The sequence below is a fragment of the Pseudomonas sp. Irchel 3H7 genome (genome assembly GCF_900187605.1).
Lineage (GTDB): Bacteria > Pseudomonadota > Gammaproteobacteria > Pseudomonadales > Pseudomonadaceae > Aquipseudomonas.
Window position 1 is genome coordinate 1 of record NZ_FYEA01000003.1, and the last position, 15,180, is coordinate 15,180.

At 56.8% G+C, this 15,180-nt stretch carries 14 protein-coding genes, 5 tRNA genes and 1 riboswitch; of the genes, 5 read left to right on the top strand and 14 right to left on the bottom strand.

Annotated features, from left to right (window positions below):
• Window positions 1-613: 613 nt before the first annotated feature.
• Window positions 614-690: transfer RNA gene (locus CKW38_RS06080), tRNA-Arg, on the bottom strand.
• 294 nt (window positions 691-984) lie between these two features.
• On the opposite strand from CKW38_RS06080, the gene CKW38_RS06085 reads away from it, so the two are divergent.
• Both CKW38_RS06085 and CKW38_RS06090 read left to right on the top strand, forming a co-directional pair.
• Window positions 985-1,221: a hypothetical protein gene (locus CKW38_RS06085; protein ID WP_007919322.1), complete on the top strand. Its 237-nt coding sequence runs from the start codon at window positions 985-987 to the stop codon at window positions 1,219-1,221.
• A gap of 20 nt (window positions 1,222-1,241) precedes the next feature.
• Window positions 1,242-1,421: a PA3371 family protein gene (locus tag CKW38_RS06090; protein WP_095112208.1), complete on the top strand. Its 180-nt coding sequence runs from the start codon at window positions 1,242-1,244 to the stop codon at window positions 1,419-1,421.
• Here the strand turns inward: CKW38_RS06090 and phnN are convergent.
• On the bottom strand, window positions 1,396-1,965 hold the full coding sequence (phnN, locus tag CKW38_RS06095) for a phosphonate metabolism protein/1,5-bisphosphokinase (PRPP-forming) PhnN (RefSeq protein ID WP_095112209.1): 570 nt from the start codon (window positions 1,963-1,965) through the stop codon (window positions 1,396-1,398). The two genes, CKW38_RS06090 and phnN, sit on opposite strands and share 26 nt — an antisense overlap.
• Before the next feature lie 390 nt (window positions 1,966-2,355).
• On the opposite strand from phnN, the gene CKW38_RS06100 reads away from it, so the two are divergent.
• Complete coding sequence (locus CKW38_RS06100) at window positions 2,356-2,682, top strand: Arc family DNA-binding protein (protein WP_003178899.1); 327 nt, start codon at window positions 2,356-2,358, stop codon at window positions 2,680-2,682.
• Window positions 2,683-2,795: 113 nt separating this feature from the next.
• Here CKW38_RS06100 and mgtE read toward each other — a convergent pair whose 3' ends face one another.
• Complete coding sequence (gene mgtE / locus CKW38_RS06105) at window positions 2,796-4,238, bottom strand: magnesium transporter (protein ID WP_007919330.1); 1,443 nt, start codon at window positions 4,236-4,238, stop codon at window positions 2,796-2,798.
• A gap of 321 nt (window positions 4,239-4,559) precedes the next feature.
• Between mgtE and CKW38_RS06110 the strand changes: the two genes are divergently transcribed.
• Window positions 4,560-5,078, top strand: coding sequence for a cell envelope protein SmpA (locus CKW38_RS06110; RefSeq protein WP_095112210.1), 519 nt, complete (start codon window positions 4,560-4,562; stop codon window positions 5,076-5,078).
• 19 nt (window positions 5,079-5,097) lie between these two features.
• On the opposite strand, the gene CKW38_RS06115 is transcribed toward CKW38_RS06110, so the two are convergent.
• From CKW38_RS06115 to ltaE, 8 genes are all read right to left on the bottom strand, one after another.
• Window positions 5,098-5,174, bottom strand: a tRNA-Arg gene (locus CKW38_RS06115).
• Window positions 5,175-5,246: 72 nt separating this feature from the next.
• Window positions 5,247-5,323, bottom strand: a tRNA-Arg gene (locus CKW38_RS06120).
• 71 nt (window positions 5,324-5,394) lie between these two features.
• A tRNA-Arg gene (locus CKW38_RS06125) sits at window positions 5,395-5,471 on the bottom strand.
• Window positions 5,472-5,578: 107 nt separating this feature from the next.
• Window positions 5,579-5,669 (bottom strand) — tRNA-Ser (locus CKW38_RS06130).
• Between the two features lie 62 nt (window positions 5,670-5,731).
• Window positions 5,732-5,920, bottom strand: coding sequence for a carbon storage regulator CsrA (gene csrA, locus CKW38_RS06135; protein ID WP_002554426.1), 189 nt, complete (start codon window positions 5,918-5,920; stop codon window positions 5,732-5,734).
• A 187-nt stretch (window positions 5,921-6,107) separates the two neighbouring features.
• On the bottom strand, window positions 6,108-7,349 hold the full coding sequence (locus tag CKW38_RS06140) for an aspartate kinase (protein ID WP_007919332.1): 1,242 nt from the start codon (window positions 7,347-7,349) through the stop codon (window positions 6,108-6,110).
• A gap of 90 nt (window positions 7,350-7,439) precedes the next feature.
• Window positions 7,440-10,058: an alanine--tRNA ligase gene (gene alaS, locus CKW38_RS06145; RefSeq protein ID WP_007919333.1), complete on the bottom strand. Its 2,619-nt coding sequence runs from the start codon at window positions 10,056-10,058 to the stop codon at window positions 7,440-7,442.
• Between the two features lie 146 nt (window positions 10,059-10,204).
• On the bottom strand, window positions 10,205-11,209 hold the full coding sequence (gene ltaE, locus CKW38_RS06150) for a low-specificity L-threonine aldolase (RefSeq protein ID WP_095112211.1): 1,005 nt from the start codon (window positions 11,207-11,209) through the stop codon (window positions 10,205-10,207).
• A 198-nt stretch (window positions 11,210-11,407) separates the two neighbouring features.
• Window positions 11,408-11,579: riboswitch (FMN riboswitch) on the top strand.
• Between the two features lie 104 nt (window positions 11,580-11,683).
• On the opposite strand from ltaE, the gene CKW38_RS06155 reads away from it, so the two are divergent.
• The gene (locus CKW38_RS06155) at window positions 11,684-12,193 is read left to right on the top strand and encodes a 6,7-dimethyl-8-ribityllumazine synthase (protein WP_007919335.1); all 510 of its coding nucleotides are present in this window, start codon (window positions 11,684-11,686) and stop codon (window positions 12,191-12,193) included.
• A gap of 121 nt (window positions 12,194-12,314) precedes the next feature.
• Here CKW38_RS06155 and astE read toward each other — a convergent pair whose 3' ends face one another.
• The 3 genes from astE to astB are packed head-to-tail and all read right to left on the bottom strand — an operon-like array spanning window position 12,315 to window position 15,032.
• Window positions 12,315-13,325, bottom strand: coding sequence for a succinylglutamate desuccinylase (gene astE, locus CKW38_RS06160; protein ID WP_095112212.1), 1,011 nt, complete (start codon window positions 13,323-13,325; stop codon window positions 12,315-12,317).
• Window positions 13,326-13,337: 12 nt separating this feature from the next.
• Complete coding sequence (locus CKW38_RS06165; RefSeq protein WP_007919345.1) at window positions 13,338-13,628, bottom strand: hypothetical protein; 291 nt, start codon at window positions 13,626-13,628, stop codon at window positions 13,338-13,340.
• 57 nt (window positions 13,629-13,685) lie between these two features.
• The gene (astB, locus tag CKW38_RS06170; protein ID WP_007919347.1) at window positions 13,686-15,032 is read right to left on the bottom strand and encodes an N-succinylarginine dihydrolase; all 1,347 of its coding nucleotides are present in this window, start codon (window positions 15,030-15,032) and stop codon (window positions 13,686-13,688) included.
• Window positions 15,033-15,180 lie beyond the last annotated feature (148 nt).

The following is a 15,180-nucleotide window of genomic DNA, read 5'->3' on the forward strand; positions in this document are numbered from 1 at the left end:
GTTGGTTACATCTTTGATTTCTCGCGGAGTAACTTGTGATGCTGATAATCTTGTTGACTATCAGTCTGACTCCACAAGCACCCACACGAATTGCTTGATTCAGTTGTTAAAGAGCGGTTGGTTAAGATCTTTCGTCTCAACCGAGGCGCGGATTCTACAGCAGCCTCATTTGCTGTCAAGTGATTATTTTCAGAAGTTTTCGAAGAATTCTTCAACAACTTCAACCACTTGCGCTTCAGATCTCTCGTCAGCGGGAGGCGAATTCTACAGCGTTACACGCTGCTGTCAACACCTCTTTTTCAACTTCCTTTCGGCTTCGATGAACTGAAGCAACTCACTGCCGAAACCTACATAACTCATTGAATCTCAAGGAGTTTTCCGTTTCGACTGCGCCGGAAGTGGGGCGAATTATAGACATCTGAAATCTGCCGTCAAGCGTTAATTGCGCTTTTCTATCGAAGCAAGGAAAAGCCTTCTATATAGAGGCGCTCACGTGAGCCTTACCTGGAATCAAGCCTTCAGCCAGAAAGCATAGGCAAACCCACCCTGGCTCGTAGCAAAGCTTGAGCACGAGGTCAGCGAATATCAAAGGAGAGGAGTTTCAACAAATAGATGGTGTCCCAGGGCAGGTTCGAACTGCCAACCTTCCCCTTAGGAGGGGGATGCTCTATCCAATTGAGCTACTGGGACACACGCTTGTCGCAGCAGACGCTGCATGACGGACGGCGTGCATGTTAACCACCGCACCCGGATTTGTCATGTCGTCCGTAGGGCTTTTTAAGTGTAGGCAGCCGCCCTGCCATTTCGCGGGAAGAATTACCGTGCATTTTGCACACCTCCCTAACGCCTTCATTGCAGATTGCAATCCAAGCAAGCCATAAAAGCCTCTCAAATGCTTGTTTTTAAAGGACTTAACAGAGGTTAAACTGTTGGCACGACGGCTGCTTTATCTGTTCTATAGAAGAACATTCGGAGCCACGCCCCATGAACAGCACTCTTTTGCTTGCAAACGCAATTGCTCTAGTGGTTTTGGTGAGCTCCCAATTTATCCCCGAGAGTTCCGCACCAGAGCCATTGGTTCAGCGTATGCCACATTACCTGCAGGTACAGAGAACGCCGCAACTGGCGGTGCTGAGCGATCAGGTCAACCCCACCTCACAAGCCGTCAGTATTTCCGGGCAGACGCTGCCAGCACTGACTTCAGAACATCTGGTTTTTTGAAATATCTTCAGGAGTACAAAATGTCCAAATCAGCTGCAGGATTTCTGATCCTCGCTTTATTGAGCGGCGTTGTGCATTTATCGTTGTTCGAGGGTACCGAAATCACCCTGCCACTGATTGGCTGCGGTGTGTTTACAGTGCTGTTTGTGCTTGCAATGGCTGCCGGACGGAAAATCAAATTTGATCCGGTTTTACGTTGATCCCGATCAGGCGCAGAAGATCATTGACGGCCTCCGCCAGATTTCCGGAATTATCGATGTGATATACCGGCCCATCACTTGACCTCCGATCCTTGAACAACGCATTGCGAGCCAGTCTTTCTTCAATCTGCTCAAGCGTCTCTCGACCACGTCTGAGCAGACGCTCTCGCAAAACTTCATTCCTGACCGTAAGCAAAACCGGCAGCAGCGCCGGATAGCGCTCCAATGCCTGGCGCAGATTGGCGCGGGAACCGTTGACCAACACATGCTGACCCGCTTTCAGTCGCTGATCCATTTCCACCGTAATTCCATAGGCAAGACCATTGGCGCGCCAGGCCAGCGAGAAGTCGCCAGCGCGCTCGCGTCGCTCGAACTCCTCCGGTGTCACCCCAATGGCATCCTCTCCTACCGATTCAGCGGATCGCGTGATCACCCGACGCATCACCTCGCAGTTCAACGCACGCAATGGCACCCGCGCCGCTTCAATCAAACTGTCCTTTCCCGAACCGGACGGCCCCATCAAATAAATTAGCTTGCCATCCATCCTGAAAACACCCTCCAGCAGGGGTATGCCACTAGTAAATCGGCAATTTGCCACTATCCTGTACAGGTAAGGAACAAGGATTTAGAACCCGCATAGAATGCACGTTCTGATGCCTTCGGACATCAATTGATGTGCGGCAGGAACCGAACAAGGATGCGGACAGTGGCGAAGATTTCAAACCAGTCCGCATTTCTGATAATTGGTGCTGGCATTACGCCTTTACCCAGCTCAATATTTGTCACAGAATTGACGCCAATGATCTGGCAATTTTGAGGCATGATGCGGGCCTCTTAACAATTCAGGTTGAACCATTTGGCGCGGATGCTTGTCCTACCACACATCCTGCGGCCAATCCCGAGAACCGCTCCCCTGAACTAACCGGTTAAATATATGCGCCCATTGAAACAGGCAATTTATTCCAGCCGTACGGCTGACAAGTTCGTCGTACGTCTGCCAGACGGAATGCGGGAACGCATTGCCGAGGTGGCTCGCAATCATCATCGCAGCATGAACTCCGAAATCATTGCGCGCCTTGAGCAGAGTCTTATTCAGGAAGGTGCACTGGGCGAAGAGCTGAGCATGCGCCTGGACAGCCCGGAGCTGTCGTTGCACGAGCGCGAGCTGTTGCAACGTTTCCGCCAGCTGTCTCACCGTCAACAAAATGCTCTGGTGTCCTTGATTGCCCACGATGCAGAAATGGCAGCAGACGCGTCCTGAGCCATACCGAACATCTCAAGCCAGCTTAATTGCTGGCTTTTTTTCGCGCGGATTCTGGGTAATCGCAGGCACAAAAAAGCCCGCCAATTGGCGGGCTGTTTCAATGCTGCCGGTTAGAGCAGGAAGATTGTCGCCAACCCCAGGAATATGAAGAAGCCACCACTGTCGGTCATCGCAGTGATCATCACGCTGGCTCCCATTGCCGGATCTCGCCCCATCTTCGCCAGGGTCATAGGGATCAAAACGCCCATCAATGCAGCCAGTAACAGGTTAAGTGTCATTGCCGCGGTCATTACCACGCCCAGGGACCAACTCCCGTAGAGCAGATAGGCAACAACACCGATCACACCTCCCCAGACCAAGCCATTGATCAAGCCTACCGCCAACTCCTTGCGCATCAGGCGCGAAGTATTACCGGTACTGACCTGATCGAGCGCCATGGCGCGAACGATCATGGTGATCGTCTGGTTACCGGAATTACCACCAATACCCGCCACGATCGGCATGAGTGCCGCCAGTGCTACCAGCTTCTCGATCGAACCCTCGAACAGACCGATCACTCGCGACGCGACAAACGCAGTGATCAAGTTGATCGCCAGCCACGCCCAACGGTTACGCAGAGACTTCCATACCGAAGCGAAGATATCCTCCTCTTCACGCAGACCGGCCATGTTGAGGACTTCGTTCTCGCTTTCCTCACGAATCAGATCGACCATTTCGTCGATCGTCAGACGGCCGATCAACTTGCCGTTCTTATCGACTACCGGAGCGGAGATCAAGTCGTAACGCTCGAAGGCCTGTGCGGCGTCGTAGGCATCTTCGTCCGGGTGGAAGCTCACCGGATCACTGGCCATCACCTCGGCAACTTGTTTGTCCGGGTCATTGACCAAAAGGCGCTTGATCGGCAGTACACCCTTGAGCACACCATCGTAATCAACGACAAAGAGCTTGTCGGTATGACCTGGAAGCTCTTTGAGGCGACGCAGATAGCGCAGAACCACTTCGAGACTGACATCCTCACGGATAGTCACCATCTCGAAGTCCATCAACGCACCGACCTGCTCCTCGTCGTAAGACAGGGCCGACCGCACGCGTTCACGTTGCTGGTTATCCAGACTCTCCATCAGCTCGTGGACGACGTCTCGCGGCAGCTCGGAAGCCAGGTCAGCAAGTTCGTCGGCGTCCATGTCCTTGGCCGCGGCCAGGAGCTCGTGATCGTCCATGTCGGCGATCAGCGTTTCACGAACAGAGTCGGATACTTCGAGAAGGATATCGCCGTCGCGATCAGCCTTGACCAATTGCCAGAGCGTCAGACGATCGTCCAGCGGCAAGGCTTCAAGGATGTAGGCGACGTCGGCAGAGTGCAGATCATCAAGCTTGCGTTGCAGCTCGACGAGATTTTGTCGATGAACCAGGTTTTCGACGCGATCGTGATGCGCGCCTTCCTGGCGATGAGTCAGGTCTTCGACGACGCGCTGACGCTGCAGCAACTCGACAACCTGAGCCAGGCGATCCTGCAGGCTTTCTTGTGTTTTCTTTACTTCGATTTCAGACATAGGCGAACTCCACTCCCAGCAGCGGGGCACGCCGGAAGGATCAATCAGTCAATTCATGATTGGTGAAACGGGGTACTGAGTAACTACTGGGTAAGTCCATGGAGGTTTTCCACAAGCCCCGGCGGGGCTGACGGGCGCAATGATACACCGCCTGACGGTTTAAAACGTTAAAAAATCGCGGTCGAAACAAGCGCTTGCGAAACAATCCTGAGCACTGTCCTGATCCCTGCACATGCGACGACTCATCCTGAAAAGAAAACACACCGGCACTGGAAAATGTAGCGACTACCCTTGAGCGTAGATCGTCATGGAGGACGTCGAATGCCATTGAAACCATCCCACCTTGTACTCACCAGCCTGTTCTGCCTGCCGCCGACCGGGGCCGCCCTCACCCTCCATCGCTGCGAGGCAGTCGATGGCAGCATCACCTTCACATCAATGAGCTGCGCTCAAGGCGAACGACGCTCAGAGCAGGACGTTCACCCCTACTTGCCCGGATCAGTCGCGGCAGTGATGCCGGAGCACAACCACGAAGAAACATCCGGCATGACAAACCGAATTCGGGAACCCGTCATTGTTGGCCACACAGAAGACCGATGCGGAAATCTGATCGACGCGAGACAACGTCGCGAAGCGATCATCAATCGCCGAGTCATTGCCGGCATGAGTCAGCAAGACGTCGAAAGCGCGTTAGGCAAACCGGACAAGGTGAATATTCGAACATCGGCGACCAGCTATCGCTATGACCTCAAGCGAGGCCGTTCGGCTCAAATAGATTTTGATGAGAGGGGATGCGTGAAGGCAAAAACCAAATCCCGGACAGCAAAAAGCCCGCGTTAAACGCGGGCTTTTCGGTATATGGTGCACTCGACAGGATTCGAACCTGTGACCGCTCGGTTCGTAGCCGAGTACTCTATCCAGCTGAGCTACGAGTGCAATTTGTGTTTTTAGACCAGACCACAACTGGCTGAAACCAAGTTATTCACATTGCTGCAACTAACTCTTAAATGGTGCACTCGACAGGATTCGAACCTGTGACCGCTCGGTTCGTAGCCGAGTACTCTATCCAGCTGAGCTACGAGTGCATTTGTGTTTTTAGACCAGATCACATCTGGTTGGAGCCAAGTTATTTACATTGCTGTAACTAACTCTTAAATGGTGCACTCGACAGGATTCGAACCTGTGACCGCTCGGTTCGTAGCCGAGTACTCTATCCAGCTGAGCTACGAGTGCATTTGTTGCGCCGCATTATAGCCCGTCTAATCTCTATTCCAACCACTTTTTCTATTAATTTCAACAACTTACAGAAAAAGCCAGATTACGACGTACTAAGCAAATAATGGCGGAGAACGGGGGATTCGAACCCCCGACACCCTTTTGAGGTGTACTCCCTTAGCAGGGGAGCGCCTTCGGCCACTCGGCCAGCTCTCCGCAACACGGGGCGTATCTTAACCAACCTTTTCCCCGTTTGCAAACATAAAAATCGATAAAAATTAATGGCTTGGTTCTTCGTCCTTCTCTTTCTTTATACGCAGGTAAATTTCCTCACGGTGCACGGCAACCTCTTTCGGGGCATTGACGCCGATACGCACTTGATTTCCTTTAACGCCGAGCACGGTCACGGTGATTTCGCCATCACCGATAATCAGGCTTTCTGCGCACCGACGAGTCAGAATCAGCATACCTTTCTCCTTACGCAATTCAGTTCAGGGACAACAGTCTGCAAAAAAAAGGCACCCGACCTACAACCGGAGCGATCGTAGCCCTACATGCCTGAGTATTGACCAGCGCGAGCAAAAGAACAGTTCAGGGCTCGCGCCATTCAAAAAATAAAGGGCGCGGTCAGACCGCGCCCTTCAAGAAACGGAATTACTCGCCTTGACGGGCCGGAGCATCCAGTTCGAAAGCCGTGTGCAGGGCGCGCACAGCCAGTTCCAGGTACTTCTCTTCAATCACCACGGAAACCTTGATTTCCGAAGTCGAGATCATCTGGATGTTGATGCTTTCTTTCGCCAGGGATTCGAACATGCGGCTGGCCACGCCTGCGTGGGAACGCATGCCGACGCCGACGATCGAGACCTTGGCAATCTTGGTGTCGCCAACCACTTCACGGGCACCGATCTCGCGAGCGGTGTTTTCCAGCACGGTCTGTGCGGCCTGGTAGTCGTTGCGGTGCACGGTGAAGGTGAAGTCGGTGGTGTTATCGTGCGCAACGTTCTGCACGATCATGTCGACTTCGATGTTCGCGGCACTGATCGGGCCGAGAATCTTGAACGCCACGCCCGGGGTGTCTGGCACGCCACGGATGGTCAGCTTGGCTTCATCGCGGTTGAAAGCGATGCCGGAAATGATCGGCTGTTCCATGGTTTCCTCTTCATCAATAGTAATGAGGGTGCCCGGACCCTCCTTGAAGCTGTGCAGTACGCGCAGCGGAACGTTGTACTTGCCGGCGAATTCCACCGCACGGATCTGCAACACCTTGGAACCGAGGCTGGCCATTTCCAGCATCTCTTCAAAGGTGATCTTGTCCAGGCGCTGAGCGACCGGCACAACGCGCGGGTCGGTGGTGTAGACACCATCCACGTCGGTGTAGATCTGGCACTCGTCAGCCTTCAACGCGGCAGCCAAAGCTACGCCGGTCGTGTCGGAACCGCCACGACCGAGGGTGGTGATGTTGCCGTGCTCGTCGACGCCCTGAAAACCTGCGACAACCACCACGCGACCTGCTTTCAGATCACCGCGAATCTTTTGGTCATCAATCTGCAAGATACGCGCTTTATTGTGCGCACTGTCGGTCAGGATCCGCACCTGATTACCGGTGTACGACACCGCCGGCACACCGCGCTTGATCAACGCCATCGCCAGCAGAGCAATCGTCACCTGCTCACCGGTGGAAACGATCACGTCCAGCTCACGCGGAACCGGTTGCGTGTCGCCACTGATTTGCTTGGCCAGATCGATCAGACGGTTGGTTTCGCCGCTCATTGCAGACAGCACAACCACCAGGTCATCGCCGGCATCGCGGAATTTCTTAACCTTGTCGGCGACCTGCTCGATTCTCTCGACGGTACCGACCGAGGTGCCTCCAAATTTCTGTACGATCAAAGCCATTTCAAAGCCGCCTCTGCCCATGAAGGGCGCCCAATAATCACTCGAACAGCCGCCGGGCCCGCCACTAGACTGCGGGCCCGACGGGCCGTCTTATAAACCCTGCTCGACGAATGGAACGGTCAGCGCCAGTGCGCCATCCAGTGCGCCGGCGTCGACACCGCCGCCCTGCGCCATATCCGGACGACCACCGCCCTTCCCGCCCACTGCCGCAGCAGCCTGCTTCATCAAATCACCGGCTTTGAGTTGGCCAGTCAGGTCCTTGGTTACACCTGCAACCAGTACGACCTTTTCCTCATGGACACTGCCGAGCAGGATCACTGCGCGACCGAGTTTGTTCTTCAACTGATCAACCAGCGCCAGCAGCGCCTTGGCGTCCTGACCATCCAGACGTGCAGCCAGAACCTTCACGCCTTTGACGTCCAGCGCCGAGGAAGACAGATCGTCGCCCGCAGCACTGGCAGCCTTGGCTTGCAACTGCTCGAGTTGCTTCTCCAGTTGGCGATTGCGCTCCAGCACAGCCGACAGCTTGTCGATCAGGTTGTCGCGGCTGCCCTTGACCAGGCTGGCCGCTTCCTTGAGTTGTTCTTCTGCCGCGTTCAAGTAAGCCAGTGCTTGCGCACCGGTAACTGCCTCGATACGACGCACACCCGAAGCCACACCGCCTTCGCTGATGATTTTCAGCAGGCCGATGTCGCCGGTACGGTTGGCGTGGATACCGCCGCACAGCTCGACGGAGAAATCGCCGCCCATGCTCAACACACGTACGTTGTCGCCGTACTTCTCGCCGAACAGCGCCATCGCGCCCTTGTTCTTGGCGGTTTCGATGTCGGTTTCTTCGGTTTCAACGGCGGAGTTCTTGCGAATTTCGGCGTTGACGATGTCTTCCAGCGCCTTGATCTGCTCAGGCTTGATCGCTTCAAAGTGGCTGAAGTCGAAACGCAGACGCTGGCTATCCACCAACGAACCTTTCTGCTGAACGTGCTCGCCCAGCACCTGACGCAAAGCAGCGTGCAGCAAGTGCGTGGCCGAGTGGTTCAGCGAGGTAGCGTGACGCACCTCGGCATCGACATGAGTTTCCACTGGCGCGCCGATGGTCAGGCTGCCCGAATCCAGTACACCGTGGTGCAGGAATGCGCCGCCAGTCTTGGTGGTGTCGCGAACGTCGAAACGTGCGCTGCCCGCCTGCAGATAACCGCAGTCGCCGATCTGGCCGCCGGATTCAGCGTAGAACGGCGTCTGGTTCAGCACGATCACCGCCTCTTCGCCTTCATTCAAGACGTCGACCGACTGGCCATCTTTATAGATAGCAACGATTTTTGCCGAACCGCTGGTGTCTTTGTAACCGGTGAACTCGGTGGCCACATCAACCTTGACCAAGGTGTTGTAGTCCAGACCGAACGAGCTGGCCGAACGCGCACGAACACGCTGGGCTTCCATCTCACGCTCAAAACCGGCTTCGTCGACTGTCAGGCTGCGCTCGCGGGCGATGTCGGCGGTCAGGTCCATCGGGAAACCGTAGGTGTCGTAGAGTTTGAAGACTACGTCGCCCGGCACCACGGTGCCTTTGAGTTCCAGCAGATCCTGCTCGAGGATCTTCAGGCCGTGCTCCAGCGTCTTGGAGAACTGCTCTTCCTCGGCTTTGAGCACGCGCTCAATGTTGCTCTGCTGCTTCTTCAGTTCCGGGAAGGCTTCGCCCATCTCGGCAACCAGCGCCGCGACGATCTTGTAGAAGAAGCTGCCGGTGGCGCCCAGCTTGTTACCGTGACGGCAGGCGCGACGGATGATCCGGCGCAGCACATAACCGCGACCCTCGTTGGACGGCAGCACGCCGTCGGCGATCAGGAAGCCGCACGAACGAATGTGGTCGGACACTACTTTCAGCGACGACTGATCGCCGTTTTCGCAACCGATCGCTTCAGCCGAGGCCTTCAGCAGGTTCTTGAACAGGTCAATGTCGTAGTTGGAATTGACGTGCTGCATCACCGCACTGATCCGCTCCAGACCCATGCCGGTGTCGACCGACGGCGCTGGCAACGGATGCAACACGCCATCGGCGGTGCGGTTGAACTGCATGAACACGTTGTTCCAGATTTCGATGTAACGGTCACCGTCTTCTTCCGGCGAGCCCGGTGGGCCGCCCCAGATGTGGTCGCCGTGATCGTAGAAAATCTCGGTGCACGGGCCGCACGGGCCGGTATCGCCCATGGTCCAGAAGTTGTCGGAAGCGTACGGCGCGCCTTTGTTGTCGCCGATGCGGATCATGCGCTCGACCGGCACACCGATTTCTTTGGTCCAGATGTCATACGCTTCGTCGTCGGAGGCGTAGACGGTGACCCAGAGTTTTTCCTTCGGCAGTTGCAGAACGCCGGTCAGGAAGGTCCACGCGTAGGTAATCGCGTCCTTCTTGAAATAGTCACCGAAGCTGAAGTTACCGAGCATTTCAAAGAATGTGTGGTGACGAGCGGTATAACCGACGTTTTCCAGGTCGCTGTTCTTGCCACCGGCACGCACGCACTTCTGGCTGCTGGTCGCACGGGTGTACGCACGTTTTTCCTGGCCCAGGAAGCAGTCCTTGAACTGGTTCATCCCCGCGTTAGTGAACAGCAGGGTTGGGTCGTTGCCCGGAATCAAAGAGCTGGAGGCTACACGGGTGTGGCCTTGCTCTTCGAAGAAGCGAAGGAAGGCTTCACGGATTTCTGCGCTTTTCATTAGGTTCTTCCACGGAGGCTGCGGCCAAAGGCCTGTTCGAAACGTCAACAGACGAAGCGACGGCAAAGGGCCGCATTATATCGGCCCTGCGCGCGGGGTACAGCGTGTTTATACGATAGAAACGGTCAATTGGACGGCTAACGCTGTCACTTGCGCGAAAACTCGACGAATGTCGCGATCACTTGCTCGATTTGCGAGCGATTGACGTCCATGTGCGTGACCATACGCAGGCGTGCGGCGGCGCTCAACTTGATCCCGCGTTCGGCAGCAAAGGCCTTGATCGCTTCGGCTTTGTCGCCCATTTGCACATAAACCATGTTGGTTTGCACCGGTTCGACGATGAAACCTGCTTCACGCAGACCGTCGGCCAGCAGTTGCGCATTGGCGTGGTCGTCGGCCAGACGCTCGACGTTGTGATCCAGCGCGTACAGCCCCGCCGCTGCCAGCAACCCGGACTGACGCATGCCACCGCCGACCATTTTGCGCAGACGGCGAGCCTTGCCGATCAACTCGGCCGAACCGCACAACACCGAACCCACCGGCGCGCCGAGCCCTTTGGACAAGCACACCGACACTGAGTCGAAATGCTGGGTGATTTCCCGGGCATCAACACCCAGCTTGACCGCCGCGTTGTACAGGCGCGCGCCGTCGAGGTGCAGTTGCAAGCCTTTTTCCTGAGTGAAGCGGCGTGCGCGGGCCAGGTACTCCAGCGGCAGCACTTTGCCCTGCATGGTGTTTTCCAGCGCCAGCAAACGAGTCCGGGCGAAATGGAAGTCGTCCGGTTTGATCGCGGCGGCGACTTGATCCAGATCCAGCGAACCATCGGCTTGCACTTCCAGCGGCTGCGGCTGGATCGAACCGAGCACCGCCGCGCCACCGCCCTCGTATTTGTAGGTGTGCGCCTGCTGGCCAACGACGTATTCGTCGCCGCGCTCGCAGTGCGCCATCAAACCCAGCAGGTTGCTCATGGTGCCGGTCGGCACAAATAAAGCGGCGGCAAAACCCAAGCGTTGGGCCAATTCGGCTTCCAGGCGATTGACCGTCGGATCTTCGCCGTACACGTCATCACCGGTGTCCGCCGCAGTCATCGCGTCGAGCATGGCGGGAGTCGGTTGGGTGACAGTGTCGCTGCGAAGATCGATAACGCTCATGAACCTGGCCTCAAATCAGCAGGGGAAATCCCTTTACGAAGTGGAATTACTGCGGTCATCGCGTGGATTAATCAAGCCTTGGGCAAGGAAAAGTCGTTTCGAGCCTGCAAAAAATTCGATGACAATCATCAGAAAGGCGCAATGCACAGACACACAATCTGTGTTAAAAACGCTGCGCCGCCCCAGAAAGGGCGGCAAAAACGTTCTCAGGGCGGGGTGCAATTCCCCACCGGCGGTAATTGCGCGCAATGCGCATAGCCCGCGAGCGCTTGGCGACGAACACGACTTCGGTTGAGATCGGCGGCAAGGTCAGCAGACCCGGTGTGATTCCGGGGCCGACGGTCATAGTCCGGATGAAGAGAGAACGGGATTAACGCCAAAGGGCCGTCCGCACGATGATGTTGTGCGTGTGCGCACCCTTGAATCCCTTTCGATTCATAACGCCCTGTTTTTCACACAAACAGGAGTCAGAACATGCAACCCACCGCTATCGACAGCAAAAGCAAACACCCTCACGGCGAGCGCGTCGCGTTCATCCAGGCCTGCTGGCACAAGGAAATCGTCGACCAGAGCCGAAAAGGCTTCGTCGCCGAAATGATTGCCCTGGGTTATCAGGAGTCGGACATCGATATCTTCGAAGTCGGCGGCGCCTTTGAAATGCCCCTGCACGCCAAGTTGCTGGCCAAAACCGGCCGTTATGCCGGCATCGTCGCCGCTGCTCTGGTGGTTGACGGCGGCATCTACCGTCACGAGTTCGTCGCCCAGTCGGTGGTCAGCGGCCTGATGCAGGTGCAGCTGGAAACCGAAGTGCCGGTATTCTCGGTGTCGCTGACCCCGCATCACTTCCATGCCGGCGACGAGCATCAGAAGTTCTTCTTCGAGCACTTTGTGCACAAGGGTCAGGAAGCAGCGCGGACTTGCGCGGATACGCTGCGCAAGGTTCGCGCACTGCGTCGTACAGAGCCGCATGCTGTAGCCGTGTAAACACGGAACCAAAACTGTAGGAGTGAGCCTGCTCGCGATAGCGGAGTGTCAGTCGACCACTGTAGTGACTGATACATTACAATCGCGAGCAGGCTCACTCCTACAGGGTTTTTGCGCAGGGTCAGGCGAGGTTTTCGTCGGTGGTCGGGACGATCAGGATGCCCGCGCGCAAGCCGTTCTTGACCTTGGGATTGGGGAAGATGATCCGTGCGCCCTCTTCCTCGATGATCCAGCGGGTATTGGCCAAGTCTTCGGCCAACACGTAACCCATCTCCAACTCGGAAAAATTTTCGATGTCCTGCGGCAGGTTCAAGCGAAAGGCATCGCTGTGCTTGATGATTTCCCGCGCCACGCTGAAAAGCTGCAAACCATCCAGCTGCGCTTCAGCCATCTGTGGCTCAGTGCCTTCGATAATCTGCTTCAAACGAGTTTCCAACAGCGAGACGTTAACCCCGTCGTTCTGCCCGAATGGCCGCGCCTTGCCCAGTTCCAGCGTAAACGCTTCGGCACCGAGCTTGTCGTAGGTGTAGGAGCTGAAGACGATCGACGGTTTGTTCTGCAACAGCACCGCTTCCATCCCGGCAGCACGCAGACGTGCCAGCTCCAGACGCGAATGCTGGCGACCTTCCTTCCACGGATACAACGCGAATTGCTCGATCTTCGAACCGCGAATCGCCGTGTGCAGGTCGTAGTGCAGGCGCTGGCGATCCGGCAGGCTGAAGAAACTCGCCGCCAGACGTTCCAGCTCACAAGCTCGCAGCGCTTCCGAACCACTGCTTTGTTCATGGCGGCCGTTGAACAGCCGATTGACGTCCTGCTCGACGAAACGCTCGCCTTTGCGAATCGCTTCCGGGTTGCCGAACAGGAACAGAATGCGTGCGCGCGGCTTCAAATCGCCGCGAGCGATGTCGTGCAGCAACCGATCAAGCAGCTCGATCGGCGCTGTTTCGTTGCCGTGGATGCCTGCCGAAAGCAGCAGATCCAGGCCATTGTCGCGCGCTTCGGGTGGCCGGACTTCCAGCGCACCTTCGCTCAACCAGCGCATACGCACGCCTTCGACAGTCAGTTGAGTCTTCTCCGCCGGTTCGCGGCCGGCGAGGGTCAGTTCAAGCAGTTTGCCGAGGGCGAGCATAGAGCGGTTTCCTTAGTGGTCGTGGTTGCAATCCGGGCCGTGCACGTGGTCTTCGTCGTCGCCGACGTCGGCCGGTTCCATTTCCAGTTGCAGACTTACCAGATTAGTCGCCAATGGGCGCAGCAGCAGGTTGGCGTACTCGGCGTCACCTTCTTCAACGTCCACGCCGATCAGCAGTTGGCCACGGCCGTCCTGCTGGATCCACAGCTCTTTGCCTTGCCACATGACCGCGACGCGGGTGCAGGAGGTCTCCAGTTGCGTGCCGTCGGTGTCTTCAAGGATCAGCTGCAGGGAATCGCTCATGTTTTTACTCTCTAGGTGAGACAAGCCGGGCGCCGCGTTCAGGCGACGCGCTGGCCATCAATTGATCTGGAATGGATAAACCGCGCCCAGTTTAAGGATTTGCGTCAGTTCATCCAGTGCCGTCCGGCATTCAAGCAGCAATTGCGGATCCGCCAGATCGGTTTCGCTCAGGCGGTCGCGGTAGTGCTTTTCAACCCATGCGGTCAACGAACCGTACAACGGTGGCGTCATGATAACCCCTGGATTGACCGCCGCCAGTTCGGTTTCGTTAAGCGCGACGCGCAGACGCAGGCACGCCGGGCCACCGCCGTTCTGCATGCTTTGCTTGAGATCGAAGACTTTCACTTCGCGGATCAGGCCGCCGGAACTGGTCAGTTCTTGCAGGTAAGTCCAGACGCGTTCGTTGGCCTGGCACTCTTGCGGCACGATCAGCAACATCGAGCCATCAGGACGCGACAGCAACTGGCTGTTGAACAGGTACGAGCGCACCGCGTCATCTACGGTGACCGCCGAACGCGGCACACACACAGACTGGAAGTTGCCGCCGGCTTTGGCGAGTTTGCTTTGCAGCTCGGCCAGCATCGAGTCGGTGTCGAGGAACGCGTCCTCGTGATAGAACAACACCTCACCGTTACCCACCGCGATCACGTCGTTATGGAACACGCCCTGATCGATCACGTTCGGGTTCTGTTGGGCGTAGACCACGCCTTCGTCACGCAGCCCGTGCAGACGCGCAACCGCTTGCGACGCTTCGAGGGTCTGACGGGCCGGGTACTTCTGCGGCGCCGGGAAACGGTTGTCGAACGCGCTGCGACCGAATACGAAGAACTCGACGCCGGCCTCGCCATACTCACGGCAGAAACGCGTGTGGTTGGCCGCGCCCTCGTCACCGAACTGTGCCACCGCCGGCAGAGCTGCGTGATGAGCGAAGTGTTGCTGATTGGCGAACATCGCACCGAGCACGCGGCTGGTGGTCGGGTGCTCGATGCTGCGGTGGTATTTGCAGTTGAGGTTGGCGGCGGTGAAATGCACGCGACCGTCTGCGGTGTCGGCGCTCGGGCTGACGGTGGCAGCGTTGGCCACCCACATGCTCGATGCCGAGCAACTGGCGACCAGCAGCGGCATGGCTTCCTTGGCGGCGCGCTCGATCACTTGCGCGTCAGTGCCGCTGAAACCCAGACGGCGCAAAGCGGCCACGTCCGGACGTTCCTGTGGCGCCAGCACGCCTTGCTGAAAGCCCATTTCCATCAGCGCTTTCATCTTCGCCAGACCTTGCAGCGCCGCTTCCTTCGGGTTCGAAGATTGCTGGCTGTTGCTCTGGGAGGCAACGTTGCCGTAGGACAGACCACCGTAGTTATGGGTCGGCCCCACTAGACCGTCAAAATTGACTTCATAGGATTTCATCAGCGAGGCTCCACGAGAATCTGTTGTTATAGGCTTCAGTAACTATTCTTTAACACCGCGGTGCGGCCATCGCTGGCAAGCCAGCTCCCACAGTGACCGCGTCGTACACAAAATGTGTGGACGCCTCCGCCCCTGTGGGAGCTGGCAA